The 25,932-nt window shown below is 59.9% G+C and carries 22 protein-coding genes; 7 read left to right on the forward strand and 15 right to left on the reverse strand.

The window, feature by feature from the left end; all coding sequences use genetic code 11:
• Positions 1–23 precede the first annotated feature (23 nt).
• Together ACKLNA_RS20620 and ACKLNA_RS20625 are read left to right on the forward strand one after the other, a co-directional pair.
• Positions 24–626 (forward strand): Yip1 family protein, encoded by a 603-nt coding sequence (locus tag ACKLNA_RS20620; protein ID WP_085710991.1) that lies wholly within the window; start codon positions 24–26, stop codon positions 624–626.
• Between the two features lie 172 nt (positions 627–798).
• Positions 799–1,293 (forward strand): SprT family zinc-dependent metalloprotease, encoded by a 495-nt coding sequence (locus tag ACKLNA_RS20625; RefSeq protein ID WP_007957760.1) that lies wholly within the window; start codon positions 799–801, stop codon positions 1,291–1,293.
• Position 1,294: 1 nt separating this feature from the next.
• Here ACKLNA_RS20625 and ACKLNA_RS20630 read toward each other — a convergent pair whose 3' ends face one another.
• Entirely contained in the window at positions 1,295–2,476 is a 1,182-nt protein-coding gene (locus ACKLNA_RS20630) for a CaiB/BaiF CoA transferase family protein (protein WP_408986916.1), read from the reverse strand.
• Between the two features lie 145 nt (positions 2,477–2,621).
• On the reverse strand, positions 2,622–3,956 hold the full coding sequence (locus ACKLNA_RS20635; RefSeq protein ID WP_085710993.1) for a dicarboxylate/amino acid:cation symporter: 1,335 nt from the start codon (positions 3,954–3,956) through the stop codon (positions 2,622–2,624).
• Between the two features lie 353 nt (positions 3,957–4,309).
• On the opposite strand from ACKLNA_RS20635, the gene ACKLNA_RS20640 reads away from it, so the two are divergent.
• Both ACKLNA_RS20640 and ACKLNA_RS20645 read left to right on the forward strand, forming a co-directional pair.
• Positions 4,310–5,308, forward strand: coding sequence for an AraC family transcriptional regulator (locus ACKLNA_RS20640; protein WP_408986917.1), 999 nt, complete (start codon positions 4,310–4,312; stop codon positions 5,306–5,308).
• 158 nt (positions 5,309–5,466) lie between these two features.
• Positions 5,467–6,528, forward strand: a complete 1,062-nt coding sequence (locus ACKLNA_RS20645; protein WP_408986918.1) for a S8 family peptidase — start codon at positions 5,467–5,469, stop codon at positions 6,526–6,528.
• A gap of 44 nt (positions 6,529–6,572) precedes the next feature.
• Here the strand turns inward: ACKLNA_RS20645 and ACKLNA_RS20650 are convergent, their stop codons facing one another.
• Both ACKLNA_RS20650 and ACKLNA_RS20655 read right to left on the reverse strand, forming a co-directional pair.
• On the reverse strand, positions 6,573–7,919 hold the full coding sequence (locus tag ACKLNA_RS20650; protein ID WP_408986919.1) for an ATP-binding protein: 1,347 nt from the start codon (positions 7,917–7,919) through the stop codon (positions 6,573–6,575).
• Positions 7,916–8,593, reverse strand: a complete 678-nt coding sequence (locus ACKLNA_RS20655) for a response regulator transcription factor (RefSeq protein WP_085710996.1) — start codon at positions 8,591–8,593, stop codon at positions 7,916–7,918. The genes ACKLNA_RS20650 and ACKLNA_RS20655 overlap by 4 nt, the downstream gene beginning before the upstream one ends.
• A gap of 206 nt (positions 8,594–8,799) precedes the next feature.
• Here ACKLNA_RS20655 and ACKLNA_RS20660 point away from each other — a divergent pair, with 206 nt between their 5' ends.
• Together ACKLNA_RS20660 and ACKLNA_RS20665 are read left to right on the forward strand one after the other, a co-directional pair.
• Entirely contained in the window at positions 8,800–9,591 is a 792-nt protein-coding gene (locus ACKLNA_RS20660) for a dienelactone hydrolase family protein (protein WP_408986920.1), read from the forward strand.
• Between the two features lie 84 nt (positions 9,592–9,675).
• Complete coding sequence (locus ACKLNA_RS20665; RefSeq protein ID WP_408986921.1) at positions 9,676–10,401, forward strand: 4'-phosphopantetheinyl transferase; 726 nt, start codon at positions 9,676–9,678, stop codon at positions 10,399–10,401.
• A 6-nt stretch (positions 10,402–10,407) separates the two neighbouring features.
• On the opposite strand, the gene ACKLNA_RS20670 is transcribed toward ACKLNA_RS20665, so the two are convergent.
• Both ACKLNA_RS20670 and ACKLNA_RS20675 read right to left on the reverse strand, forming a co-directional pair.
• Positions 10,408–12,018 (reverse strand): ATP-binding protein, encoded by a 1,611-nt coding sequence (locus tag ACKLNA_RS20670; protein ID WP_248740072.1) that lies wholly within the window; start codon positions 12,016–12,018, stop codon positions 10,408–10,410.
• On the reverse strand, positions 12,015–12,737 hold the full coding sequence (locus ACKLNA_RS20675; RefSeq protein ID WP_085711000.1) for a response regulator: 723 nt from the start codon (positions 12,735–12,737) through the stop codon (positions 12,015–12,017). The genes ACKLNA_RS20670 and ACKLNA_RS20675 overlap by 4 nt, the downstream gene beginning before the upstream one ends.
• A gap of 734 nt (positions 12,738–13,471) precedes the next feature.
• Here ACKLNA_RS20675 and ACKLNA_RS20680 point away from each other — a divergent pair.
• Positions 13,472–16,366: a ribonucleoside-diphosphate reductase subunit alpha gene (locus tag ACKLNA_RS20680; protein ID WP_114884855.1), complete on the forward strand. Its 2,895-nt coding sequence runs from the start codon at positions 13,472–13,474 to the stop codon at positions 16,364–16,366.
• A gap of 179 nt (positions 16,367–16,545) precedes the next feature.
• On the opposite strand, the gene ACKLNA_RS20685 is transcribed toward ACKLNA_RS20680, so the two are convergent.
• The 9 genes from ACKLNA_RS20685 to cheR all read right to left on the reverse strand — a co-directional run bounded on the left by ACKLNA_RS20685 (position 16,546) and on the right by cheR (position 25,892).
• The gene (locus tag ACKLNA_RS20685; protein WP_408986922.1) at positions 16,546–16,740 is read right to left on the reverse strand and encodes a hypothetical protein; all 195 of its coding nucleotides are present in this window, start codon (positions 16,738–16,740) and stop codon (positions 16,546–16,548) included.
• Positions 16,741–17,122: 382 nt separating this feature from the next.
• Positions 17,123–18,499: an efflux transporter outer membrane subunit gene (locus ACKLNA_RS20690; protein ID WP_408986923.1), complete on the reverse strand. Its 1,377-nt coding sequence runs from the start codon at positions 18,497–18,499 to the stop codon at positions 17,123–17,125.
• A gap of 5 nt (positions 18,500–18,504) precedes the next feature.
• Positions 18,505–20,460 (reverse strand): MacB family efflux pump subunit, encoded by a 1,956-nt coding sequence (locus tag ACKLNA_RS20695; protein ID WP_408986938.1) that lies wholly within the window; start codon positions 20,458–20,460, stop codon positions 18,505–18,507.
• Positions 20,461–20,519: 59 nt separating this feature from the next.
• Positions 20,520–21,680 carry an efflux RND transporter periplasmic adaptor subunit gene (locus ACKLNA_RS20700; protein WP_408986924.1) on the reverse strand — a complete coding sequence of 387 codons (1,161 nt, stop codon included), beginning with the start codon at positions 21,678–21,680 and terminating at the stop codon, positions 20,520–20,522.
• A 190-nt stretch (positions 21,681–21,870) separates the two neighbouring features.
• Positions 21,871–23,196: a flagellar hook protein FlgE gene (gene flgE, locus ACKLNA_RS20705; RefSeq protein WP_408986925.1), complete on the reverse strand. Its 1,326-nt coding sequence runs from the start codon at positions 23,194–23,196 to the stop codon at positions 21,871–21,873.
• A gap of 30 nt (positions 23,197–23,226) precedes the next feature.
• Positions 23,227–23,952: a flagellar hook assembly protein FlgD gene (flgD, locus tag ACKLNA_RS20710; protein WP_408986926.1), complete on the reverse strand. Its 726-nt coding sequence runs from the start codon at positions 23,950–23,952 to the stop codon at positions 23,227–23,229.
• A gap of 15 nt (positions 23,953–23,967) precedes the next feature.
• The gene (flgC, locus tag ACKLNA_RS20715; protein WP_054593596.1) at positions 23,968–24,411 is read right to left on the reverse strand and encodes a flagellar basal body rod protein FlgC; all 444 of its coding nucleotides are present in this window, start codon (positions 24,409–24,411) and stop codon (positions 23,968–23,970) included.
• Positions 24,412–24,414: 3 nt separating this feature from the next.
• Positions 24,415–24,822 (reverse strand): flagellar basal body rod protein FlgB, encoded by a 408-nt coding sequence (gene flgB / locus ACKLNA_RS20720; RefSeq protein WP_025112931.1) that lies wholly within the window; start codon positions 24,820–24,822, stop codon positions 24,415–24,417.
• A gap of 242 nt (positions 24,823–25,064) precedes the next feature.
• Positions 25,065–25,892: a protein-glutamate O-methyltransferase CheR gene (gene cheR, locus ACKLNA_RS20725; protein WP_007960327.1), complete on the reverse strand. Its 828-nt coding sequence runs from the start codon at positions 25,890–25,892 to the stop codon at positions 25,065–25,067.
• Positions 25,893–25,932: the final 40 nt, after the last annotated feature.

The following is a 25,932-nucleotide window of genomic DNA, read 5'->3' on the forward strand; positions in this document are numbered from 1 at the left end:
CAATAACGAGAGGAGTGACTGGCATGATCCATCACGTAGTGGGACTTTTTACCCACCCCGATCAGGAATGGAAGGAAATCCGTGGCGACCAAGAGGAAAGCATCAGCCACATGTACCTGACGCACACGCTGATTCTGGCGGCGATCCCCGCTGTTTCGGCGTTTATCGGCACGACTCAGGTCGGCTGGGTCATCGGCAGCCGCGCCCCGGTGATGCTCACCGTCGAAAGCGCGTTGTGGATGACCATCATGTCGTACCTGGCGATGCTCGGCGGGGTCGCGGTCATGGGTGCCTTCGTGCACTGGATGGCCCGCACCTATGACGCCAACCCGAGCCTGGCCCGTTGCGTCGCGTTTGCCACCTACACCGCAACACCGTTGTTCGTCGGTGGCCTGGCGGCGCTCTATCCGCACATGTGGCTGGGGATGATCGTCGGCACGGCGGCCATCTGCTACACGGTGTACCTGCTGTATGTGGGGCTGCCGACCTTCATGAACATTCCGTCTGACGAGGGATTTCTGTTTTCCAGCTCGGTGCTGGCGGTGGGTCTGGTGGTGCTGGTGGCCATCATGGCGTTTACCGTGATTGTCTGGGGACTGGGCGTGGGGCCTGTCTACACAAATTAGAGAGCCACAAACTAGTTGGCTGCAACGCCGAGAAGAACAAGATCCGCCAACACAGGCCGCCGCAAGGCGGCCTTCTCATGCCAGGGAAAAGCGCCACGACCATTCGGCAGTTCGGCGATACGCAACGCCGGACGGTTGCGGCATACTCCAAGTCTCTGGAGATCCATCAAGCATGCCCGAGCAACTCAATACCCGCGTCGAAGACTGTTTCCAACTCGCTGAATCCTTTTTCAAACGTCCTTTCAAACGCCCCGTGGTGAGCCTCAAGCTGCGCGGGCAAAAAGCCGGAGTCGCGCATCTGCACGAGAACCTGCTGCGCTTCAATCCGCAGCTGTACCGGGAAAACACCGAACACTTCCTCAAGCAGACCGTGGCCCACGAAGTCGCGCACCTGATCGCCCATCAGCTGTTCGGCGACCGCATCCAGCCCCATGGCGAGGAGTGGCAGCTGATCATGCGCGGCGTCTACGAGCTGCCGCCGGACCGCTGCCACACCTACGAAGTCAAACGCCGCAGCGTGACCCGCTATATCTACAAATGCCCGTGTGCCGATAGCGATTTTCCGTTTTCAGCGCAGCGTCATAGTCTGGTCAGGCAGGGGCGACGGTATCTGTGCCGCCGATGCCGGAACACATTGGTGTTCAGTGGCGAGATGCGGGTCGAGTAAGTCAGGCAATCACCTTGGCTCGCCGCAATTCGGCAATGCGTTCAACACTCAAGCCCAACTCCCCCAACACCTGATCCGTATGCTGCCCCAGCGCCGCGCCGACATGTCGCGGCGCCGGCAAGGCTTCGGAGAACTTCAGTGGGCAAGCGATCTGCGCCTGCGCCGAGCCATCCCCACGGGGCACCTGCGTCACCAGTTCCCGCGCCTGCAATTGCGGATGCTGCACCGCCTCGCCCAGGCTCAATACCGGTTCGACACAGGCATCGATCCCGGCGAACAGCTCGCACAATTCAGCAAAGTCATGCTTCTCGAACTCGACCTTCAAGGCGTCCTTGAGCGCCCGCTGCTGCTCGGGTTTGGGTGACAACCCCTGCGCCGCCAGCTCCGGCCGCCCCAGCGCCGCACACAGTTGCTGCATGAACGCCGGCTCCAGACTGCCCACCGACATCCAGCGCCCATCCCGGGAGCGGTAGTAGTCGTAGAAGCTGCCGCCATTGAGCATCTGGTCCTCCCAGCCCGGCTCCTCGCCGCAGGCCAGATACCCGGCGCCGGCCATGGCATTCAGGCTGAAGGCGCAGTCGGTCATGCTCACGTCCAGGTGTGTGCCCTGCCCGGTTTGCTGCCGTGATATCACCGCAGCAAGCAGGCCGATCACCCCGTGCAGCGAGCCACCCGCGATATCCGCCACCTGCATGCCCAGCGGCAACGGCCCGCTGTCGGCGCGCCCGGTGTAGCTGGAGAGCCCGGCCAGCGCCAGATAGTTGATGTCGTGGCCGGCGCGATCCTTGTACGGCCCGGTCTGGCCGTAACCGGTGATCGACACATAAATCAGCTTCGGATTGATCGCCTTCAGCGCCTCGTAGCCCAGCCCCAGCCGCTCCATCACGCCGGGGCGAAACTGCTCCAGCACGATGTCGTAGTCCGCCAGCAACTGCTTCACCAGCTCCAGCGCCTCGGGCTGCTTGAGGTCCAGCGCCAGACTGCGTTTATTGCGATTCAGGTAGGCGTGGCTGGCCGAGACCCCGTGATCGTGGGGCGGCAATACCCGCAGCAGATCGAGGCGAGTCGGCGATTCGATGCGCAGCACCTCGGCGCCCATGTCCGCCAGCAGCAGCGAAGCGAACGGCCCTGGCAGCAGGGTCGAGAAATCCAGAATCTTCAGTGAGGCCAGCGGTGCAGACATGGGCGATCTCCATCAACGATGCATGCAGCCTAGGCAGCCATGAACAATGGGGCAATTACCGGATGCGTCAGTTGCGCTGACCGTTGCGCTCAAACAGCAGGCAAGAAAAAACCCGCCGAAGCGGGTTTTTCCATTCAAGCGATGCTTACTTCACATTGCTCGGGGTCGGGCCTTCGGCCACACCCAGGTCGTCTTCGTGACGCTGATCGACGATACCGCGACCGCCCGAGGCCAGCTCGGCGTCCAGTACGTCAGTGTCCAGTTCCTTGACCCACTTGGCCACAACGATGGTCGCAACGGCGTTGCCGACCAGGTTGGTAAGGGCGCGGGCTTCGGACATGAAGCGGTCGATACCCAGAATCAGTGCCAGACCGGCCACCGGCAGGTGACCTACCGCCGACAGGGTGGCGGCCAGCACGATGAAGCCCGAACCGGTCACACCGGCGGCGCCTTTGGAGGACAGCAGCAACACTACCAGCAGGGTGATCTGGTGAGTGATGTCCATGTGAGTGTCGGTCGCCTGAGCGATGAACACGGCCGCCATGGTCAGGTAGATCGCGGTACCGTCGAGGTTGAACGAGTAACCGGTCGGGATCACCAGACCCACTACCGATTTCTTCGCGCCCAGACGCTCCATCTTGATCAGCATGCGTGGCAGTACCGATTCCGACGAGGAAGTGCCAAGTACGATCAGCAGTTCTTCACGGATGTAGCGGATCATTTTCAGCACGCTGAAGCCGTGCATGCGGGCGATGGCACCCAGCACGATCAGGATGAACGCCAGGCACGTGATGTAGAAGCACGCCATCAGTTGACCCAGCTGCACCAGCGAGCCGACACCGTAGGCGCCGATGGTGAAGGCCATCGCACCGAAGGCACCGATCGGCGCGAGCTTCATGATCATGTTGATGATGTTGAACATCACGTGGGCGAAGCGATCGATGAAGTCCAGGATCGGCTTGCCGTAGGCACCCAGGCGGTGCAGGGCGAAACCGAAGATCACCGAGAACATCAGCACTTGCAGGATGTCACCGGTGGCGAACGCGCCGACGATGGTGGTCGGGATCACGTTGAGCAGGAAGCCGACAACGCTCTGGTCAGCACCTTGCTGCACGTAGGTGGCGACTTTCGAGGCGTCGAGGGTAGCGACGTCGATGTGCATGCCGTTGCCCGGCTGCACGATGTTGACCACGATCAGGCCGACCAGCAGGGCGATGGTCGAAACGATTTCGAAGTACAGGAGTGCGTAACCGCCGGTCTTGCCGACCGACTTCATGCTCTGCATGCCGGCGATGCCGCTGACCACGGTGCAGAAGATGATGGGGGCGATGATCATTTTGATCAGTTTGATGAACCCGTCACCCAGTGGCTTAACGGCCACGCCGAACTGCGGGTAGTAGTGGCCGAGCGCAATACCGATACAGATTGCGACGATCACCTGGAAATACAGGGATTTGTACAGTGGCTGACGAGTCGTCATTGCAAAGTTCCTCAAGAGTCCCGCGTGGCAACATCCATCTGTTGAACGCGACACTTGAATTGCGAACCCTCCTGCACTGGAGGGATTTGTTGTGTCGAACGGCGCTTGCCCGGACCGGCTCGGCGCACGCTTCTGTCGCTCTTATCGCAAACGTCGTGCCACTTTGGTGCAAATCGCTGCAAGCCTTTTGATATCAGGGGATGCAGGTTTTTCTGTGTCACCATTCGGTTACCCAAGTGTGGCGGATTTCCGCCAACGCACCTGCTCTCGTCCTACAATTTGGCGGAAATCCGCCTTGTTGCCGATCAGAGCCGCCGGCTACCATCGGTCGCCAGAGGAAGGATTTGCCGCCTATGCGCGAACGCACCATCGCCAGTCACTTCGCCCGTGCCGCCCTCGTCGGCGCACGCCGTCGCGGGTTCGATTATTCGGACCTGCTGCTGCAACTGGGCATCAGTCCCGATCTGCTCGACGAGCCCCGTGCGCGGATCGCCCCGGAACTGTTCACCCAACTGATCCAGAACCTGTGGCTGGCGCTGGACGACGAATGCCTGGGTTTCGGCAATGCGCCCAGCAAGACCGGCAGTTTCGCCATGATGTGCCACGCCATCATCCATTGCCGCAGCCTGGAAAAGGCTCTGCAACGCGGCTTATTGTTTTATAGCCTATTCCCCGAGGCCCCGCGCCTGAGCCTGACCCATGAAGACGAATGGGTGCGCCTGAGGCTCGACGATTCGCAATGGTGGGACCCGGATCACTTTCTCTCCGAGAGTCTGCTGGTGATCTGGCACCGCCTCGGCAGCTGGCTGATCGGCCAGCGAATTCGCCTCGAACAGGCATGTTTCAGCTACCCGAAACCGGCGCACGGGGCTGAATACGATTTGCTGTTCTCCTGCCCGCTGGAATTCTCTGCAACGCAAAGCAGCCTGGTGTTTCACAGTCGCTATCTGCACATGCCGCTGTTGCAGGACGAGCGCACCCTCAAGCACTTTCTCGAACGCTCCCCCGCCGACCTGCTGTCTCGCCCGGACGACGGCAACAGCCTCAGCAGCCGATTGCGCCGCTTGCTCAGTCACGACAGTGCGCGCTGGCCGGACCTGGAAGCTGTGGCGGCGCACATGCACATCAGCCCGCAAACCCTGCGCCGGCATTTGCGCGAGGAAGGCACCAGTTTTCAGGAGTTGAAGGATCAGTTGCGCCGGGACATCGCGATTTATCACCTGGGGCGGGCCGATCTGTCGTTGCAACAGATCGCCGAACAGCTCGGGTTTTCCGAGCCGTCGGCGTTTCATCGGGCGTTCAAGAAGTGGACGGGGCTGACGCCGGGGGCTTATCGGGCGCAGGAGCACTGAGAAGAATCCGTCGCCATAGAATGAAACAAACAGGGCACTTTGCCTCCCTGCCGTACCTTCCTTTCTGCTGGTAGGGTTCTCCTCCAAGACAGACACCCTCCACAAACTGACATCTCGCAGGAAGCCTGATGTGCACGGAGGTCAACGAAGGAACGACCATGCCTCAATTATCCATTTCAACCATCACCACGCTTGTTTTGCCACTCCTGCTGACGGGTTGCCTGACTCCCCCCGTACAGCCCTCCATTGATCCGGCGCCATTCGAGACACCGGAGTATCAAGCCCAGAAAGCTCTGGCAATCGTTAACGCTTCAGCTCTTTATGCGCGTGGCGGCACCGGTCAGGGCGTAGCGGTAGCCCTTGTCGATTCGGGCCTGAACGACAAACTGCCGGAGTTTCAGGGAAGGCTGGGTAGTCCGGGATTCGATTATGTAGAAAACCGGGTCGGCACCTTTGACCGAATAGGTCACGGCACCCAGATGGCCGGCATCCTGGCCGCCAACAAGGATGACAAAGGCATGCACGGAATCGCCTTCGACGCCCAATTGATCCCCTATCGCTTCGGTGACGACAACGAACCTTTTTTCTTTGACAGTGAAATTGCCCAATCCTGGCAGGCCGGTTTCGAGGAGGGTGCGCGAATCTTCAACAACTCCTGGGCCAATGCCATCCCGGCGACCGAGATCAATGAGGCACGCTATAACCAAGTGATGCCGGAGTCGTTGGCGACCGCCCGAAAAATGGTTCAGGGCGGCGCTGTATTTGTGTTCCCGACCGGTAACGAGCTGAAACGGGAACCCTTGGCTGAACCTGGTTTGCCAGTCGCCTTGCCCGAACTTGAAAAAGGCTGGATCGCGGTGGTTGCCCTGAAAAGCGATGGCAGCACCATCAATGCAAAATCCAACTACTGCGGCGTGGCAGCAGACTGGTGCATCGCTGTACCCGGTGGTGATTCGGGTACCGGCCAAGGTTTGTTGACCACCAACAAGAATGGTCAATACACCGAGACTGCTGGTACATCCCCCGCTGCCGCACTGGTCAGCGGAGCGTTGGCAGCCCTGCAAAGCCGCTATCCCGAACTCACGCCCCAGCAAGTTCGCGAACGCTTGCTGAGCACCGCGAACCGAACTGGCATTTATTCAAACAGTGAGGCATACGGACAGGGTCTGATGGATCTTGAGGCCGCTTCTCGTCCAGACCCGCAGTCCATGATTGATTGATTCATCCACACCCTGGGCCGGCGAGAGGGGCAAGAAGGCAACGACTAAACCAACGGGAAATGAATCCTGAACGCCGCCCCGCCCATCGGCGAATCGCCCAGGGTCAATTTGGCGTTGTAGCTCTCGATGATGTCCTTGACCACCGCCAGACCGATCCCCTGCCCCGGGTGCTGGCGATCCAGGCGTTCGCCGCGCTCAAGGATCCGCGCCCGTTGATGCTGCGGGACGCCGGGGCCGTCGTCTTCGATGCACAACTCGCTCCCGGCCAGGCTTTCGCGCACGCTGATGCGCACTTCGCCCAGGCACAGGCGATAGGCGTTTTCCAGCAGGTTGCCCAGCATTTCCAGCAAGGCCCCCTGCTCGATCGGCAGGTAGCAGTGTTCCGGCAGGTCGAATGCCACCCGCACGCGCTTGTCGCGGTAGACCTTGTCCAGGGTGTCGCACAGGCTTTTGAGCACCGGGCGCAGGCGCACCTGATGGCGCACCAGACCGCTTTTGCGCAGGCTGGCGCGTTGCAACTGGTAGCTGATCTGCTGGCTCATGCGCTCGATCTGGGCTTGCAGCACCCAGGCCTGATCGCGATCTTCTGGACGCTGGGCCATGTCTTCACTGACGCCCTGCAACACCGCCAGCGGGGTTTTCAGACTGTGGGCCAGATCGTCAAGGGAATCGCGATAGCGGCTGCGCTGCTGACGCTCGCTGTGCAGCAAACGGTTGAGCGAGCCGGTCAGGCGCAACAGTTCACGGGGGTGCTGTTCGGTGAGACTTTCGCGGGTGCCGCTTTCGATTTCGTCCAGTTCCTGACTGAGCCGGCGCAAGGCTTTCAGGCCCCAGGTCAGGCCGATCCACAGCAGCGAGAGCAAGACCAGCAACGCAGCGCCGAAACCGAGGTAGAGGTTTTCCCGCAGGCCTTCGAGGGTGGTTTCGTATTCGCGCACCGGTTGCAGCGCGACGATGCTGAACGCCGCATTCTTGCCGCCGAGCAGTTTGACTTCGACGTCGTAGACGAAGAACTCCTGGCCGCTGGCTTCGCGAATCCGCGCGAACTCGCTGCCCATTCCGTCGTAACGCGGTTTGTAGTTGATCTGTTCTTCCTGGGTCGCTTTCGAGCGCCAGACCAGATGACCTTCGCGGTCGTAGATGTAGCCGAGCAAACGGAAGTCGGCGAGATTGAAACGCTCGTCCGGCAACTGCATCGGCATCACCAGCCGACCGTTTTCAATCCGAGCCGCAGAAATCAGGGTGGTGACATCCGAGGCCAGGCGCTGCTCGATGGAATCCTGCAGCGCCAGGCTGAACGCCCCTTGCATCGCCGGAAGCAAGGCGAGCATGAAGAACACCGCCAGCGTCGTGGCGGCCAACATCAAGCGAACGCGAAGCGAACGGATCAAGTGCAGCGCTCATTGAACAGGTAGCCGAGCCCGCGCACCGTGTCGATCGGCTTGAACCCGGCCGGGCCTTCGAGCTTGCGCCGCAGACGCCCGACCAGCACTTCGATCACGTTCGGATCACGCTCGTCGTCGTCCGGGTACAGCTGTTCCATCAGGCGATCCTTGGGCACCACTTGCTGGTGGTGACGCATCAGGTACTCGAGAATCCGGTATTCGTAGGCGGTCAGCGCCAGCGGCTGCTCATCGAGGGTCGCCTGCTTGCGATTGAGGTCGAGCAGCAGCGGCCCGGCGACGATGGACGACTGGGTAAAACCGCTGGAGCGACGCAGCAGCGCATTGAGCCGTGCTTCCAGCTCTTCGAACTGGAACGGCTTGACCAGATAATCGTCGGCACCGGCGGCCAGGCCTTCGACCTTGTCCTGCCAGTTGCCACGGGCGGTTAGGATCAGGATCGGAAAGCTCTTGCCGTCCTGGCGCAACTGGCGGATCAGGTCTAGTCCGCCCATGCCCGGCAGGCCGAGGTCGATCACCGCCAGGTCAAAATTGAATTGCCCGGTCTGGTACAGCGCCTCTTCGGCATTGGCCACGGACTCGACCACGTGACCGCTTTCCGTCAGGCGGGTTTGCAGGTGATGGCGCAACAGCGCTTCATCTTCGACGACCAACAGTTTCATGACACTCTCCCGGGCCAATCAGCATCTCCAACAGCATACCTGCGACAACGGTGTACTGCCGCTTTTGAGGGTCCTGTTCATTTCATCCCTCGGACGTGGTTCAAGATTACTGAACCCGGCCTGTACCTGCCCTGAACGCACCCTGAACCCGGGCGCAATCAAATGAACTAGGCTGTCTTGACCTTTTATTGTCAGGAGACCCGATCATGCGCCTGTTCCTTGCCCTCACCCTGTTCGCCTTCAGCAGCCTCAGCGCGGCGGCGATCAAGACTCAGGAAATACCTTACCAGAGCGCCGACGGCACGAAACTGATCGGTTATTACGCCTATGACGACGCGATCAAGGGACCTCGCCCCGGTGTGGTGGTGGTCCATGAATGGTGGGGGCTGAACGACTACGCCAAGCGCCGCGCCCGGGATCTCGCCGGCCTCGGCTACAGCGCCCTGGCGATCGACATGTACGGTGACGGCAAGAACACCGAGCACCCGAAAGATGCGATGGCGTTCATGCAGGCAGCCACCCAGAACGCCGATGCCGCCAGCAAACGCTTCGAGGCCGGCCTCGATCTGCTGAAAAAACAGCCACAGACCGACACCGGCAAACTGGCCGCCATCGGCTACTGCTTCGGTGGTGGCGTGGTATTGAATGCGGCGCGTCAGGGTGTGCCACTGGCCGGCGTGGTGAGCTTCCACGGCGCACTGGCCACCAAGACCCCGGCGACGCCCGGCAGCGTCAAGGCGAAAATCCTCGTCGAACACGGCGCACTGGACAGCATGGTCACCGCCGACAACGTCACGGCATTCAAATCTGAAATGGACAAGGCCGGCGCCGACTATAAATTCGTCAGCCTCGACGGCGCCAAGCATGGTTTCACCAACCCCGACGCGGATCGTCTGAGCCACGGCGATCACGGTGGCCCGGACATCGGCTACAACAAGGCTGCGGATGAAAAATCCTGGGCGGACATGCAGGCCTTCTTCAAGAAAATCTTTGGCTGAGCCCACTCGTTCCCGCGCCCTGCGCGGGAACGTTCCACACCTGCGCACTATCCAGCCTCAAAGCAACCCGGCAAAATGCCCCCCATGAATTCCAGTCCTCTCCTCCCCGCCTGCTGTACTCCGCTCGATGCCCACTGGCCATTGCCGACCGTGCTGCCGGACACCGTTCTGCTGAGCACCCACTTCGATCCGTCGCAATTGCTCGGCGATGACTTCCGCCGCAGCGCCATCGAGCCGCCGCCGAGCATCCAGCGTTCGGTGGCCAAGCGTCAGGCGGAGTTTCTCGCCGGGCGGGTCTGCGCCCGGGCTGCGCTAGAGCAGCTGGAAGGCTCAGGCAGTGTCCCGGCCATTGGCGAGGATCGCGCACCGGTGTGGCCGGCACATATCTGTGGTTCGATCACCCACAGCACCGGCCGGGCGGCGGCGATTGTCGCCAACAAACAGCACTGGCGCGGGTTGGGCATGGACCTGGAAAACCTGCTCAACGCCGAACGGGCCGAACGGCTGGCCGGGGAGATTCTGACACCAGCGGAGTTGCAGCGCATGGCGGCTGGTTCCCGCGATCAACTGGCGCTGTGGGTGACTCTGACATTTTCGGTAAAGGAAAGCCTGTTCAAGGCGCTGTACCCGATCGTCCAGCAGCGCTTCTACTTCGAGCACGCCGAAATGCTCGAGTGGACCGAGCAAGGTCATGTGAGGCTGCGCCTGCTGACGGACCTGTCCAATGAATGGCGCAACGGGACCGAACTGAACGCACAGTTCGGCGTACACGACGGGCAGTTGTTGAGCCTGGTCAGCATCCAGGCTTGAGCGGTTTCAGCGCCGCTCCTGATTCCGTGGCCAGCTCAGGCTGAAACACGCCCCGCCCAGACTTTTGCTCTTGCCGATCAGCGCCCGGCCGTCATGCCAGTGAATGATCCGCCGCACGATCGACAGCCCCAATCCATGCCCACCGGACGCCCGGGTACGGCTGTCGTCCAGCCGCAGAAAGGGCGTGAAGATTTTCTCCCAGGCACTTTCCGGCACACCGGGGCCGTCGTCTTCGACATCCACCCGGCAACGCATCTGCCCGACCTGATAACTGACCGTGACCTTCGAGCGCGCATGGCGCATGGCGTTGCCCACCAGATTCTGCAAGGCCCGATGCAGGTAACGCGGCTCGGCCTCGACCCAGGCATCGTCGCAATCAGCCGCCGACAGGCACAAGCCGCGTTGCACCGTGACATCGGCGCGCAGTGGCGCCAGTTCTTCGATCACCTGATTGACCAGTGCATCGAGGTCGATGCGCTGGAAGGTCAGCGCCGGCGAGCCCTGCTCCAGCCGCGCATAGGTGAGCATTTCGTCCACCAGCTTGTCGAGATCCTCGATGTCGTGGTCCATGCCTTCGCGGTACTTTTCCAGCGCTTGTGGAGTGGTGGCCGAACCGATCATTTCCAGACCGAATCGCAGGCGCGCCACTGGCGTGCGCAATTCGTGGGATACCGCGCGCACCAGTTCACGCTGGATCGCCAGCAGCTGTTGCAGATGTTCGGCCATGCCGTTGAACGCCGCCGCCAGCTTGCCCACCGAGTCGGCGCCGCGGGCCGGCACACGGGTTTCCAGACTGCCCTTGGCGATGCGCGTGGCCGCTGCTTCGAGGCCGCGTAAACGCCGTTCGAGCTGACGCACCAATAAATAGACGATGAGGCCGATCAGGGTCAGACCCAATGCGGCAATCAGCACCAGCCATTGCGGCGGGTACGGATTCATCTGATAGAGCGGGCCGATTTCCAGAACCCACGGCGTACCGACCATTCCGGCAAACACCCGGATCGAATCACCGCCCTTGCCCAGCGCCATCACCGTATCGCCTTCCGAGACGCGACGGCTCTGGTCTTCATCCATGTCGGCCTCATCCACGGTGACCAGTCGCAGGTCGAAGCCGAATCCTTTTTCTTCCTTTAGTTGTGCCAGGCGTTTGGGTTGTTCACCCACCGGCACCCGCACCAGTTCATCAGCCAAAAGATAAATGGTCGCCCGGGCCAGTTGCTCGCTGATCTGTTGCACCTCGCCGACCAGCACCAACTGCTCCTTGTCGCTGACCAGTCGATAAACCTTTGCCGCATGCGGCCCGGTCTGCTCCACCAGGGCTTGCCCGCGCTGCACGCGGGTGCGCTGGGTGAGGTCGAGATCGGTCTGGGTGAACGTCTGCAACGTCAGCGGAATCCCCAGCAGCCGCTCCCAGACCAGCAAGGCGCGGTGGCGCTCGGTCTCGTTCATCGGTTGCAGGTTGTCCGCCATCAGCGAAAACGTGCCGTGGGCCAGACGTTCGCGGTATTGCTCGCTGCGTACCTGGTTAAGCAGGTGCAGCGCCAGTACGCCGAGCACCGCCACCAGAATCAGCGCCGCGCACATGCCGCCATAGATGCGCAGGAAGATCGAATTCACAGCGGCAGTTCTACGCAGGCTTCAGGCACGAACAGATAACCTTTGCTGCGCACGGTCTTGATCAGGCGCGGGTGATCGGGGTCGTCGCCGATTTTCGGGCGGATGCGCGAGATGCGCACATCGATCGAGCGGTCCTGGCCGTCGTAGCCGATGCCGCGCAACGCAGTGAAGATTTCTTCCCGCGACAGGATGCGTCCGGCGTTGGACACCAGCAGCCACAGCAGATCGAATTCGGCGCTGGTCAACTCGATGCCGCTGTCGCTCAGCCAGGCTTCGCGCAAGGCATTGTCCACCACCAGCGGGCCGAATTGCAGACGGCGAGGTTTGCCCGCCGCCGGCTCCGGTGCGTCACTGCGTCGCAACAGCGCCTGGATACGCGCCAGCAACAGACGCGGGCGCACCGGTTTGCACACGTAATCATCGGCGCCGATGTCGAGACCGAGGATCTGGTCGGCGTCGTCGGTGCGCGCGGTCAGCATGAGGATCGGCCCGTCGTACTGGTCGCGCACCTTGCGGCAGATGCTCAGGCCGTCTTCACCGGGGAGCATCAGATCGAGGATCACCAGATCCGGCTGTTCCTTGATGATCCGCGCCGCCGCCAGCGCCCCGTTGCCTTCGATCTCCACGCGCAATCCGTTGGCTTGCAGGTATTCGCGGGTCAGTTCGGCCAGACGCTGGTCGTCCTCGACTATCAATACCTGCCAGGCTTCTTGCTCCACGGGTGACCTCTGCTTGCCGATGCTGCGAATAAAGGAAGGATCCTCCCGTCTTTTTGTCATCTTTAAGGAGGATAAGAATGCGTGTGTCAGGGCCGATTGTATAAACGGCGTACAGCGAGAACACAAGTCGGTAAATGCGTTCGGACAAGGCCGTTTTTTGTGATAGGGTTCGCGCCCTTAAAAATCCGCTGAAGCGTTTTTCCCGGCGAAAAAACAGTGACAAACGGTCTAGCTCAGCAGGTTCACGGCCTACAAAGGTTTTCCCTGTTTCGCACACAATTTACGCACAGGGTTATCCACAGGCTGTCCGTTGCAATCGCCCCCCAAAACGCATTATCTTGTAGCCCGCGCCCAAAAAAACCCTACATGTAGGGGTTCGCGCCAAAAACCAAACACAAACCGGACAGTGAATTCAAGGCTTTTTATTGCCATTGTCGGGTTGAACCAAACGTATTTTCAGAAGCCCAAACCGCGCCTGCGGATGGCTACCGTTTTTCAGCCGATCACGGCGTAAACGGTACGGGTGTTGCAGTCCGAAACTGCTCCCCGAAAGGAATGCGGTTTCACGCGTATCGCGCGGACCGAAGACTTCGGCATGGAAGCGGCGCCCACAAGGCCCACTTCCTGAACTGTCCCGAAGTCGTTACCCGGCGCTGGCCGGTCGTAGTGCTTCAGGACGGAACGGTGGGCACCGTGATGGTGCCCAAACAAACATAGAGAACGTGGAGACACCCATGCAAACCGACACAACTCGCGAGAACCCGCAGGGCACCTTGCCGCAGGCCGCCGATTCGAATTCGGATCTGGCTGCCACCGCGCCAGGCCAACTGCGTGTGATCAAGCGTAATGGCACTGTCGTTCCTTACACCGATGACAAGATCACCGTCGCTATCACCAAAGCGTTTCTCGCAGTTGAGGGCGGCACCGCTGCCGCTTCGTCGCGAATCCACGACACCGTTGCCCGCCTGACCGAACAGGTCACCGCGACCTTCAAGCGTCGCATGCCTTCGGGCGGCACCATCCACATCGAAGAAATCCAGGACCAGGTCGAACTGGCCCTGATGCGTGCCGGCGAGCAGAAAGTGGCTCGCGACTACGTGATCTACCGCGACGCCCGTTCCAAGGAACGCGCCACCCGCACCACCGCCGATGCTCCGGTTCAGGCGCACCCGTCGATCCGCATCACCCGCGCCGACGGCAGCCTCGCGCCGCTGGACATGGGCCGCCTGAACACCATCGTCACCGAAGCCTGCGAAGGTCTGGCTGAAGTCGACGGCGACCTGATCCAGCGCGAAACCCTGAAGAACCTGTACGACGGCGTGGCCCTGAACGACGTCAACACCGCGCTGGTAATGACCGCCCGTACCCTGGTCGAGCGCGAGCCGAACTACTCGTTCGTGACCGCCCGCCTGCTGATGGACACCCTGCGTGCCGAAGGCCTGGGTTTCCTGGGCGTCGCCGAGAGCGCGACCCACCACGAGATGGCCGACCTGTACGCCAAGGCACTGCCGGCCTACGTCGCCAAAGGTATCGAGTTCGAACTGCTGAACCCTGTGCTGGCCTCCTTCGACCTGGAAAAACTGGGCAAGGCGATCAACCACGAGCGTGACCAGCAATTCACCTACCTGGGCCTGCAGACCCTGTACGACCGTTACTTCATCCACAAGGATGGCGTGCGTTTCGAACTGCCGCAGATCTTCTTCATGCGCGTGGCCATGGGCCTGGCGATCGAAGAGAAGCAGAAAGAAGACCGTGCGATCGAGTTCTACAACCTGCTGTCCTCGTTCGACTACATGGCTTCGACCCCGACCCTGTTCAACGCCGGCACCCTGCGTCCACAGCTGTCGAGCTGCTACCTGACCACCGTTCCGGATGACCTGTCGGGCATCTACCACGCGATCCACGACAACGCCATGCTGTCGAAATTCGCCGGTGGCCTGGGCAACGACTGGACTCCGGTTCGTGCACTGGGTTCGTACATCAAGGGCACCAACGGCAAGTCCCAGGGCGTGGTTCCGTTCCTGAAAGTGGTGAACGACACCGCCGTTGCCGTTAACCAGGGTGGCAAGCGCAAAGGCGCTGTGTGTGCCTACCTGGAAACCTGGCACATGGACATCGAAGAGTTCATCGAACTCCGCAAGAACACCGGTGATGATCGTCGTCGTACCCACGATATGAACACCGCCAACTGGATCCCTGACCTGTTCATGAAGCGTGTCTTCGATGATGGCAAGTGGACCCTGTTCTCGCCGTCCGAAGTACCGGACCTGCACGACCTGACCGGCAAGGCCTTCGAAGAGCGCTACGAGTATTACGAAGCCCTGACCGAGTACCCGGGCAAGGTCAAGCTGTTCAAGACCATCCAGGCCAAAGACCTGTGGCGCAAGATGCTGTCGATGCTGTTCGAAACCGGCCACCCATGGCTGACGTTCAAGGACCCGTGCAACCTGCGCAGCCCGCAGCAGCACGTCGGCGTGGTTCACAGCTCGAACCTGTGCACCGAGATCACCCTGAACACCAACAAGGACGAGATCGCGGTCTGCAACCTGGGCTCGATCAACCTGCCGAACCACATCGTCGACGGCAAGCTGGACACCGCCAAACTCAAGCGCACCATCGACGTTGCCGTGCGCATGCTCGACAACGTGATCGACATCAACTACTACTCGGTACCGCAGGCGAAGAACTCCAACTTCCGCCACCGTCCGGTCGGCCTGGGCATCATGGGCTTCCAGGACGCGCTGTACCTGCAGCACATCCCTTACGGTTCCGACGCTGCCGTCGAGTTCGCCGACAAGTCGATGGAAGCGGTCAGCTACTACGCGATCCAGGCGTCCTGCGACCTGGCTGACGAGCGCGGCTCGTACGAGACGTTCCAGGGTTCGCTGTGGTCCAAAGGCGTGCTGCCACTGGATTCGCAACAGATCCTGATCGAAGCACGTGGCCAGAAGTACATCGACGTCGACCTGACCGAGTCCCTGGACTGGGCACCGGTTCGCGCCCGTGTACAGAAAGGCATCCGTAACTCGAACATCATGGCCATCGCACCGACCGCAACCATCGCCAACATCACCGGCGTATCGCAGTCGATCGAACCGACCTACCAGAACCTGTATGTGAAATCGAACCTGTCGGGCGAATTCACCGTGATCAACCCGTACCTGGTTCGCGACCTGAAGGCTCGCGGTCTGTGGGACTCGGTCATGATCAACGACCTGAAGTACTACGACGGTTCGGTTCAGCAGATCGAGCGCATCCCGCAAGAACTCAAAGAGCTCTACGCGACCGCGTTCGAAGTGGACACCAAGTGGATCGTTGACGCCGCCAGCCGTCGTCAGAAGTGGATCGACCAGGCCCAGTCGCTGAACCTGTACATCGCCGGCGCATCGGGCAAGAAGCTGGACGTGACCTACCGCATGGCCTGGTACCGTGGTCTGAAAACCACCTACTACCTCCGTGCCCTGGCCGCGACCAGCACCGAGAAGTCGACCATCAACACCGGCAAGCTGAACGCTGTTTCCAGCGGCGGCAACCACGGTGACGATTCGGTCCTGGCAGCGCCAGCCGGCCCTGCTCCAGTACCGAAGGCCTGCGCCATCGACGAGCCGGATTGCGAAGCTTGCCAATAAGCTGAGCTGAATCGGGCGTTGCGAGACGCCTGATTCCTCCAGACAAAAGAAAACCCCCGACAGACTTCTGGTTTGTCGGGGGTTTTCTTTTGTCTGCCAAACACCAAGGCTCTAACGAACTGTGTTCAGCCGATACAAAAAAGGCCCCTTCACAGAAGGAACCTCCTTATTGGTGCTTACTATCGGCAGCCGCCGTTATTGTAAGGACCGGCAACACGAACCCAGCCACTGGCTTGCGGAACGTTGCTGCACATAGTACGGCCGGTCGAAGCCGACTCATAAAGCCACCAGGAAGCCGGAGCAGCTTGAACAACGACTGCACCCAACAGCAAACTTGCGGCCAAAGTCAGACCAAAACCAATACGCAGCGACATAACGATCTCCATTTCAAATAAATGTCTCAAACGGCCGTCAGCGCAATAACTTCATAGTTCATCATCTTGCCGACACAACCCGAGACAACAGTAAGAGCGTTGCAACCGAACACTCACCCCTTCATCAAGACCCTGATGAAAGAGCGCGCACCTTACATTGAGAAACAATTAAAAACAACAAAGAAAACAGCAACAACCAAAACTATTTTCCGGTTAAATAAATCCACAACAATTCAACAGACACACAAAACCCTACAACTTCAACTGCATATAAAAATTGATCTGAATCAAAGAAATACGCTAACTAAAACCAGACACGCGACACAATCTTCCTTAATTAAAAATAACGTTCCAACAAGTTAACGTTTGTCTGCGCAATAAATTAACGCGCGAAGCCTCCGCCCAGCGCCAGATACAGCCCCATTTGCGCCTGCAGTCGCTCGAAGCGATTCTGCGCCAGTGAAATTTGCGCAGCACGACGGCTCTCTTGCAGATCCAGCCACTCCTTGATACCCGTTTGCCCGCTGCGATAACGAATTTCGGCCAACCCTTCGGCTTTTATTGCAGCGGCCAGAGCCTGCTCTCGCCGCATCCCCTGATCAGCAAACTGCACTTGCGCCGATAGCGCATCTTCAACTTCCGCCAGCGCGACATAAAGACTTTGGCGAAAATCGATTATCGCCACCTCATAATCCACCGCCGATATACCCACTGTGTACTTGCGAACATTCCACTGAACAAACGGCAGACTGATACCAACGCCCAATAGTCCGACAGGGTTGTTGAGTACTTGGCTTAACTCCCGACTACCGCCAGTCGCCAGACCGCCAGTCAGTGTGAACGCAGGATAGAAACTGGCACGCGTTGCGTCATAGTTCGACAGCGCCTGGCGTAATCGCCACTCGGCCGCCTGCAGATCCGGGCGTCGATCAACCAGATCAGCCGGCAAGCCTGCCGGCACACTCGCCAAAGTCGTCGAAGGTAACTGCACAAGTTCTGCAAATCGATGCTCGGGCGCCTGATCAAAGACAATAGCCAGCGCGTTGCGCGCCACTTCAAGTTGCTGCAGATAATCGCTCAATACAGCACGCTGCGTGGCCAGGACCTGCTCGGCTTGCGCCTCTTCAAGCCCGGTCGCCGCACCCGCCAGACGCTGGGACTGCACCAGTTCCAACGTCTGTTCGGCGTACCGGATACTTTCCCGCGCTGATTGGGTCAGTTCGCTGAACAGGCCGATTTTCCAATACAGGCGCGCCGTCGTACCCACCAGGCTCAGCGCACTGGCACGCCGATCAAAGTCGGTCGCCAACAGCGCCCATTGCCCGGCATCGCGCGTACTCGCCAGCCGCCCCCACAAGTCGACTTCGTAACGCACCGAAGAGCTCGTGGTAAACCGACGCTGGCCTGAATTGTCTCGATGTAGATTCCTGCTCCAGTCCGCTCCCGCCCCCACGTCCAGATCGGGCGTGATATTGGTGCCGGTGAGTCCTGCCTGTAGCGCTGCCCGACGCACTCTGAGTGCAGCAACTGCAAGATCGTTATTGCGCGCCAGGGCGTCGTCGATCAAGGCGTTCAGACGTGGATCATCAAACGTTTCCCACCATCGATCTCGCACACTCAATGACCGCTCACCGGATGCGTCACCAAACCAGAAGGCCGGCGTCTTCACTTCCGGCTGACGGTACTCGCTGTGCAGCAGAGCGCTACAGCCCCCCAACAACAAAGGTAATGGCAATGCCCATATCCACTTGCGTTTCATGTACTTCATTCTCGGGACAACGCCTGAATGGGATCAAGCCGGGCGGCATTGCGCGCCGGGATATAACCGAACAACACTCCGACCAGCAGCGAACACAAGCACGCTGAAATCATGGCCAAAGCGGTGAACTCCATAACGATTGTCTGCACGAAGTAGCCGAACACCTGGCTGATCAACAACGAAAGCAGGACACCCAGCAAGCCCCCCAGCAGACAGACCAGCACAGCCTCGATCAAAAACTGCTGCAGGATGTCCGCGCGCCGCGCGCCGACGGCCATGCGGATACCAATCTCCCGGGTGCGCTCGGTGACCGATACCAGCATGATGTTCATCACCCCGATACCACCGACCAAGAGTGAAATGAACGCCACGGCAGAGATCAGCAGCGTCAGGGTGTCCGTGGTTTTCTGCACGATTTTAAGGATGCTGTCGCTGGAGCTGAGGAAGAAATCCGCGCGCCCATGACGTGCCACCAACAATGTCTGCAGCGCTTGCTCTGCTGCAGGACTGGCAACCTGCTCCTTGAGCCGAACCTTGATCGAATTGAAATGGCTCTGCCCCAACAACCGCCCCATCACCGTCGTATAAGGCAAATAGACTTGCAGGCTCGGCCCTGAAAAACCGTCATCGCGACTTTCCATGACCCCCACCACCGTGCAAGGCAGGCCACCAACCAGGATGACTTTGCCCAGCGGTTGCTCCCAGTCCTTGAACAGCCGCTGTCGAGTGTTGTGGTCGATGATCAGCGTCTGAGCGCGCCGTACCACATCACTTGCATTGAACATGGCGCCCTGGCTCACGCGGATGCCCATCACCTGAAAGTAATCCTGACTGACACCATTGACCGTGGCACTGACATGCAGATTGCGGTAACGAATCGTCCGGCTGCCACTGACCATCGCAGAAACACTGTCTACCCAGGACTGCGCCTGGATGATCCGCAAGTCGACGGGCTGCAATGTCCGGATTGAAGCTGCCTGCTCATCCCCCCAATCCTTGCCCGGATAAACATCGATGGTATTGGTGCCCATCGCACTGATATCACGCAGCACTCGGGTCTGTGCGCCCTGCCCCAGCGCTACCACCGAAACCACCGAGGCAATACCGATGACGATCCCCAGCATGGTCAGCAATGTGCGCATGCGATGGCTGCGCAGAGAGATCCAGGCCATCTTGAAGGCCTCGCTGAAGCGGCGCCAATGCACCGCTGTCGCGTCGTCCCCCTTGGTGTGCGGGCTGTCGCCTGGCTCGGTGACCGGCGCCGCCAGCACCTTGCGGTCGGCATTCAAACGATCACTGACAATTTCGCCGTCATGGATTTCGATGATGCGGTCTGCGCACTGCGCCACCTGCGAGTCATGGGTCACGATAATGATCGTGTGACCGCTGCGATGCAGCTCGCGCAGGATCGCCATCACCTCCTCGCCACTGCGCGAATCCAGCGAGCCGGTGGGCTCGTCGGCCAAAACAATCGCGCCGCCATTGATGAGGGCACGGGCAATGCTGACCCGCTGCTGCTGTCCACCGGAAAGTTGTCCTGGCCGATGCAGCATGCGCTGACCCAGCCCGAGACGCTGCAACAGCCCCCTGGCCTTTTGCCGATGCTCGGTAAACGGCTGATCGGCGTAAATGGCCGGCACCTGAACGTTGGCCTCCGCACTCAGATGCGACAGCAAATGAAAGCGCTGAAAAATGAATCCGAAATGCTCACGACGCAGCGTCGCCAGCTCATCGCTATTCATTCCGGCCATGTCGGCACCGTTGATGCTGTAGCGGCCAGCAGAGGGACGATCCAGGCATCCGAGGATATTCATCAGACTGGATTTTCCAGAGCCGGACGGCCCGACGATCGCTACCATTTCACCAGCGGCGATGGTCAGATTCACGTCACGCAGCACATGAGTCCGAGCCTCACCATCGGCGAACCAACGCTGCACGCCCTCAAGAGCCAACAACGGCATGACCGGCAGCTCGTCTTTCACGGGGCCTGGCGTCCAGCCGTGAAAATTATCGGCGCTGCTCATCGAGGCTCGGGCTCTTCGCCGATAACGACCTCATCATTTTCCTTGAGCCCGTCCAGCACCTGAACGTTCAGGTCATTTCGCAACCCGGTTGTCACCAGCACCGTCTGAGCCCGACCATCAACCAGTCGGCGCACTTCGTAGCGACCATCAGCGACACGCTTGCCCAGGGCAGCCACCGAGACCGTTGTGGCTTTGGGCACCGAGTCGAGCAGAACGCTGACCTGCGCCGTCATCGAGGTGCGCAACGAACGATCGTCATTGGGTACGTCAAACAGCGCGTTGTAATACACCGCGGCATCGGCGCCACCGGCAGTCGAGCCACCGCCACCCTGCATTTGATCCTGCCGGGCAATGGACTCGGGCGCCGGTTCTACCGCTCGTATATGGCTGGTAAAACGCCGGTCCGGATCACCCAGAATATTGAAGGACACGGTCTGGCCCGCCTTGACCCGAACCACGTCCGCTTCCGAGATTCGTGCTTCGACCGTCATCCGGTCCAGACGGGCAAGTATCAGCAATGTCGGGACACTCTGTGCGGAAACGACGGTCTGGCCCTGCCTGGTCACCACAGCAATGACCTCGCCGTCCATCGGCGCACTGATCCGCGTATATCCGAGGTTGACTTCGGCAATCCTGATTTCTATCTCCGCCTGGGAAATCTGCGCAGCCAGGGATGCCAGCTCGGCCCGTGAACTTTGCAACTGTGCCTCGGCAATTTCCAGATCGGACCGCGATCCGGCGTCACGGGCAACCAGGCTTTGCTTGCGACGAAAATCAAGTTCGTACTGGCGGATCATCGCCTGCCGGGCTTTGTATTGCGCCCGGACACTGAGCAACGCAGCCCGGGACTTGAGCAATTCATTCTGTGGCAACAACGGGTCGATCTCAGCCAACAGCTGGCCCTGGCGCACCGTATCGCCCAACCCGGCTTTCAGACTCTGGAGTTGCCCATTGACTTGTGCGCCGACGCTGACCTGCTGAAAGGGTTTGACCGTACCACTGGCCAATACGGTCTCTTCCAGATCTTCAACAGTGACGGTCGCTGTCAGGAATTTCGTTGGAGTGGTGCCCCAGCCCTGGCCCCATACAAACCAGACCAGCAAGGCAATAACGGGCAGCGTCCCGAACACGATTCGGGAGCGAGAGAAAAAAACCATGAAGTAATCGTTACATCCCTGTCTGTGGTTGGGCGAACCGCTCATTGGCGCCCGGGTATAGCGTGAGCAGGCGTGTGAATACGCCAGCGCAAATGCGAATGCTGCGGGCGAGTGGCCCCGGCGCGCGCATTAAACTAGAAAGCCCCTCAAAGAGGGGCTTTCCGTTACAGCTTTTTACAAAGCATCGATATCAGGTCATCTGAATGATGGTCTGCATGATGGTGCTCTGAGTGGAGATGGTCTTGGCGTTCGCCTGATAGTTGCTCTGGCCCTTGATCAGGTCTACCAGTTCGTTTGTCAGGTTAACGTTGGATTCTTCCAGCGAGTTGGACTGGATAGAACCCAGAGTACCGGTTTCCGGAGCGTCATAACCCGGAACCCCCGACGCGAAGGTTTCCTTCCAGCTGGTGCCGCCGATCGCTTGCAGGCCTTGTTCGTTGGTGAAGCTGGCCAGCGCAACCTGGCCGATCGCCTTGTTCTGGTTGTTGCTGAAGTTGGCGAACAGGGTACCGGTGCCGTCGATGGTCAGGTTGGTGATCTGGCCGGTGGCATAACCATCCTGAGTCGGGATCGAACGCGCGGTGTCAGCGTTGTATTGAGTGGTCTTGGCCAGGGAAATGGTCACACCATTCGGGTTGGCTGCTGCACCGTTAGGTGTAAAGACGCCGTTGGTTACGGTGCCCGGTTTCCAGTTAGTGAGCTTCAAGTCACTGCTGATGATCGGGTTGGCCGGGTCCGCCGGGTTTGGTGTGCTGACCTGCACCAATTTGCCTGCGCTGTCGAACGTCAGGGTCGACGCGACAGGAGGCGTAGTGACCGGGTTGCTGCCGGTTGCATCCGGGTTGCGTCCGTCTACCAGGGTGTAAACCTTCCAGGTGTTGTCGGAGGTTTTCACCATGTACTGATCCATGACGTGGGAGTTGCCCTGGGTGTCATAGATCGGCGTGCTGAACGACTTGGTGTACGACTCGAGCTTGGCCGGATCGAACGGGAACGCCGTCTGGTCGATCGGCTTCTCCGACGAATTCAGGTTGATGGTCGACGTCACCGACGAAGTCGACTTCGGCGCCAGGTTCGAGGTGTCGATCTTCAGGTCGGTCAGTACGCCGTTGATGATCTTGCCGTTGGCATCCACGCCATAACCTTGCAGGCGCGAGGTGTAGTCTGTGTTGGTGATGAAACCCTTGTCGTCGACCTTGAACGTACCGGCACGGGTATAGGAAATCGAGCCGTTGTTGCTCATGGTGAAGAAACCGGAGCCGTTGATGCCCATGTCCAGCACGTTACCGGTGTTGTTGATGTCACCCTGGGTGAACTGCTGGGAAACGTTGGCCAGGCGCACGCCGTTACCGATGACCTTGCTGCCGCTACCCAGGCGAGTCGCCGAGTAGACGTCTTCGAATTCTGCACGGGACGATTTGAAACCGGCGGTCGCGACGTTGGCGATGTTGTTGCCGGTCACGTCCAGTTGCTTGTTGGCTGCATAGAGACCGCTAAGGCCGATATTGAAAGACATATTCCACTCCTTTGTGCCGGTTAGTCGGCTCTATATACCAATGGTTTGTACTTTGGACAGGGCAACGGTGCCCTTGCCGGACAGGTTGAGCATCAGCTCGCCACCGGTCTGGCTGATCGTCACGCTGGTAACGGTGGCCGGCAGGTAGGTCGCCATATCGGTCGAGGTGCCATTGATCGACGCGTTGGCCTTGACGGTATAGGTACCGGTCTTGACCAGGTTGCCGTCCTTGTCCTTGCCGTCCCAGGTGAAGCTCGCGGCGCCTGCGGCGCGACTGCCCAGGTCGATGGTGCGAATCGCCGTGCCGCTGCTGTCGCTGATGGTGACAGTACCGCCGGCAATCGACGACGGAACGGTGACCGAGCCGGTCATGCCTTTGCTCGGATCGTCGAGCTGGACCGAGTTGGTCTGCACGATCACGTTGCGGCCGACCAGCGACGAAGCCTGCAGGGCTTGCGACGAGTTGTAGTTGCCGGCCAGAGAACTCACGGTGCTGTTGAGAGTGGTAATACCCTCGAGGCTGCTGAACTGCGCCAGCTGGGCAACGAATGCGCTGTTGTCCTGCGGGTCGAGCGGGTTCTGGTTTTTCAGCTGGGTCACCAGCAGTTGCAGGAACGCGTCCTTGCCCAGGGTCTGGCCGCCGGTGGAGCTGTTAGTGGCCGAAGCAATGCCATCAGCTGTCGAACTGGTCTTTTTCGACGAGTTCGCCAGGATGTCCTTCATGCTCAGGCTGCTGGTGGTATCGGTAACACTCATGGCAGTCGCCCCTTATTACTGACCGAGGGTCAGTACCTTCTGCATCATGGTTTTGGCCGTGTTCATCATTTCGGCGTTGGTCTGGAACGAACGGCTCGCAGAAATCATGTCGGCCATTTCTTCCACCACGTTGACGTTCGGGTAGTAGACGTAGCCCTTGGCGTCGGCGGCCGGATGGTTCGGCTCGTAGCGCGCCTCGAGGTTGCTCTGGTCTTCGACCACGCCGAGCACCTGCACGCCCTGGCCTGCGGCGTCCTGGTTCTGGAACAGCGAGTTGCTGCCGCCGCTCTGGCCGCCCTGGAACATGGTGGCGAACACCGGGTGACGGGCGCGATAGGTCTGGTCGATGCTCGACGAGACGGTTTCGGCGTTGGCAATGTTCGAAGCCACGGTGTTGAGACGCGTGGTCTGGGCGCTCATGCCGCTGCCGGCAATGTTGAAAACGCTGGACAGGGACATGGATTACTCTCCGCGCAGGGCTGACACCAGCCCTTTGAATTTGCTGTTGAGCAGCGTGAAGCTGGCCTGGAAGCCGACGGCGTTTTCCGCGTAGTTCGACTGTTCCAGCTGGGCGTCAACGGTGTTCTGGTCGATCGACGGCTGCATCGGCGTGCGATACATCAGCGACTCGTCGCCATTGCCCAGGCCTTCAGCTTCGATGTGACGGCTGTTGGTCATGTTCAGGGCGATGGTGCCGTTGGCGTTCTTCTGGCTCTGTGCTTCGAGCACTTTGGAGAAATCCAGATCCCGAGCCTTGTAGTTCGGGGTGTCGGCGTTGGCGATGTTGTTGGCCAGGACTTCGGCACGCTGGGCGCGGAAGCCCAGGGCTTTTTCGTGAATTCCGAGCGCTTTATCGAAGCTGATGCTCATGTCGGGAACCTTCAGGTGACCGGGTTTTTCGTAACAGGGATATAGCAAGCGTCGTGCCAGTTTTAAAAAGCCCCGGTTTCCGGGGCTTTGCAGGGGATCGGCAAGGCGGCAATGCCAGAAAAGCGGCAACGGGTTTCCGCCGGATGCCGCTTTTCTGCCGCTTGCCGCCACCGCAAAAAACCTCAGGCATAAAAAAACGGGAGCCCCTGAGGACTCCCGCTTTTTTGTATTGCCGGTGTCAGTCACTTCGCCTGGTAAATGATCCCCGGGCTGCACTGGACCATCTGGTAATGGTCCGGCAAACCGTTCAGCGCTTCGGATGCGCCGAGGAACAGATAACCGCCCGGCTTCAGCGTGCTGTGAATGCGCAACAGGATGTCTTTCTTCACCTCGGCGGAGAAGTAGATCAGCACGTTGCGGCAGAACACGATGTCGAACTTGCCAAGACTGGCGTAGCTGTCGAGCAGGTTGAACGAGCGGAACTCCACCCGGTTCTTGATCGGCGCCTTGATCACCCAGCGCCCCGGCCCTTTCGGGTCGAAATAGCGCTGCAGGCGATCGGCGGACAGACCGCGACCGATCGCCAGGCTGTCGTACTCGCCGGTCTTGCAGTTGGTCAGCATGCTGCCGGACAGATCCGTGGCGACGATCTGCACGCCCATCTTCAACTGACCGATGTTGGTCCGCTCGAACTCGTCGATCGACATCGACAGCGAATAGGGTTCCTGACCCGACGAGCAGGCCGCCGACCAGATCCGCAGACGCTGGTTGGGAGCGGCCTTGATCGCCTCGGGCAGCACCTTGTTCTTCAAGACTTCAAACGGATAGGTGTCGCGAAACCACAGGGTTTCGTTGGTCGTCATGGCATCGACCACCTGCTCGCGCAAACCGCTGCGCGGCTGGGTCTGGATGCGCTGTACCAGCTCACCCAGGGACTTGATGCCTTGCTGCTCCATCAGTTTGTTGAGACGGCTCGAGACCAGGTACTGCTTGTTTTCACCGAGCAAAATGCCACAGGCTTTTTCCAGGAAGACCCGGAACTGTTCGAAATCCAAATTACCCGTAGACAAATGATGCCGCCTCTTAAATCGTGTTGACCGCCAGGGACGG

This window comes from Pseudomonas sp. UV AK001 (assembly GCF_046097675.1).
GTDB classification, from domain to species: domain Bacteria; phylum Pseudomonadota; class Gammaproteobacteria; order Pseudomonadales; family Pseudomonadaceae; genus Aquipseudomonas; species Aquipseudomonas kribbensis.

What these genes read in the sequence shown, in the direction of transcription:
- ACKLNA_RS20660 (WP_408986920.1), top strand. Translation starts at nt 8,800, where the DNA reads ATGCGCCTGTTCCTTGCCCTCACCCTGTTCGCCTTCAGCAGCCTCAGC.
- flgB (WP_025112931.1), bottom strand. Translation starts at nt 24,822, where the DNA reads ATGAGCATCAGCTTCGATAAAGCGCTCGGAATTCACGAAAAAGCCCTG.
- ACKLNA_RS20640 (WP_408986917.1), top strand. Translation starts at nt 4,310, where the DNA reads ATGCGCGAACGCACCATCGCCAGTCACTTCGCCCGTGCCGCCCTCGTC.
- ACKLNA_RS20620 (WP_085710991.1), top strand. Translation starts at nt 24, where the DNA reads ATGATCCATCACGTAGTGGGACTTTTTACCCACCCCGATCAGGAATGG.
- ACKLNA_RS20630 (WP_408986916.1), bottom strand. Translation starts at nt 2,476, where the DNA reads ATGTCTGCACCGCTGGCCTCACTGAAGATTCTGGATTTCTCGACCCTG.
- ACKLNA_RS20680 (WP_114884855.1), top strand. Translation starts at nt 13,472, where the DNA reads ATGCAAACCGACACAACTCGCGAGAACCCGCAGGGCACCTTGCCGCAG.
- ACKLNA_RS20665 (WP_408986921.1), top strand. Translation starts at nt 9,676, where the DNA reads ATGAATTCCAGTCCTCTCCTCCCCGCCTGCTGTACTCCGCTCGATGCC.
- ACKLNA_RS20655 (WP_085710996.1), bottom strand. Translation starts at nt 8,593, where the DNA reads ATGAAACTGTTGGTCGTCGAAGATGAAGCGCTGTTGCGCCATCACCTG.
- ACKLNA_RS20700 (WP_408986924.1), bottom strand. Translation starts at nt 21,680, where the DNA reads ATGGTTTTTTTCTCTCGCTCCCGAATCGTGTTCGGGACGCTGCCCGTT.
- flgD (WP_408986926.1), bottom strand. Translation starts at nt 23,952, where the DNA reads ATGAGTGTTACCGATACCACCAGCAGCCTGAGCATGAAGGACATCCTG.
- ACKLNA_RS20625 (WP_007957760.1), top strand. Translation starts at nt 799, where the DNA reads ATGCCCGAGCAACTCAATACCCGCGTCGAAGACTGTTTCCAACTCGCT.
- ACKLNA_RS20685 (WP_408986922.1), bottom strand. Translation starts at nt 16,740, where the DNA reads ATGTCGCTGCGTATTGGTTTTGGTCTGACTTTGGCCGCAAGTTTGCTG.
- ACKLNA_RS20635 (WP_085710993.1), bottom strand. Translation starts at nt 3,956, where the DNA reads ATGACGACTCGTCAGCCACTGTACAAATCCCTGTATTTCCAGGTGATC.
- flgC (WP_054593596.1), bottom strand. Translation starts at nt 24,411, where the DNA reads ATGTCCCTGTCCAGCGTTTTCAACATTGCCGGCAGCGGCATGAGCGCC.
- flgE (WP_408986925.1), bottom strand. Translation starts at nt 23,196, where the DNA reads ATGTCTTTCAATATCGGCCTTAGCGGTCTCTATGCAGCCAACAAGCAA.
- ACKLNA_RS20645 (WP_408986918.1), top strand. Translation starts at nt 5,467, where the DNA reads ATGCCTCAATTATCCATTTCAACCATCACCACGCTTGTTTTGCCACTC.
- ACKLNA_RS20690 (WP_408986923.1), bottom strand. Translation starts at nt 18,499, where the DNA reads ATGAAACGCAAGTGGATATGGGCATTGCCATTACCTTTGTTGTTGGGG.
- ACKLNA_RS20695 (WP_408986938.1), bottom strand. Translation starts at nt 20,460, where the DNA reads ATGCCGTTGTTGGCTCTTGAGGGCGTGCAGCGTTGGTTCGCCGATGGT.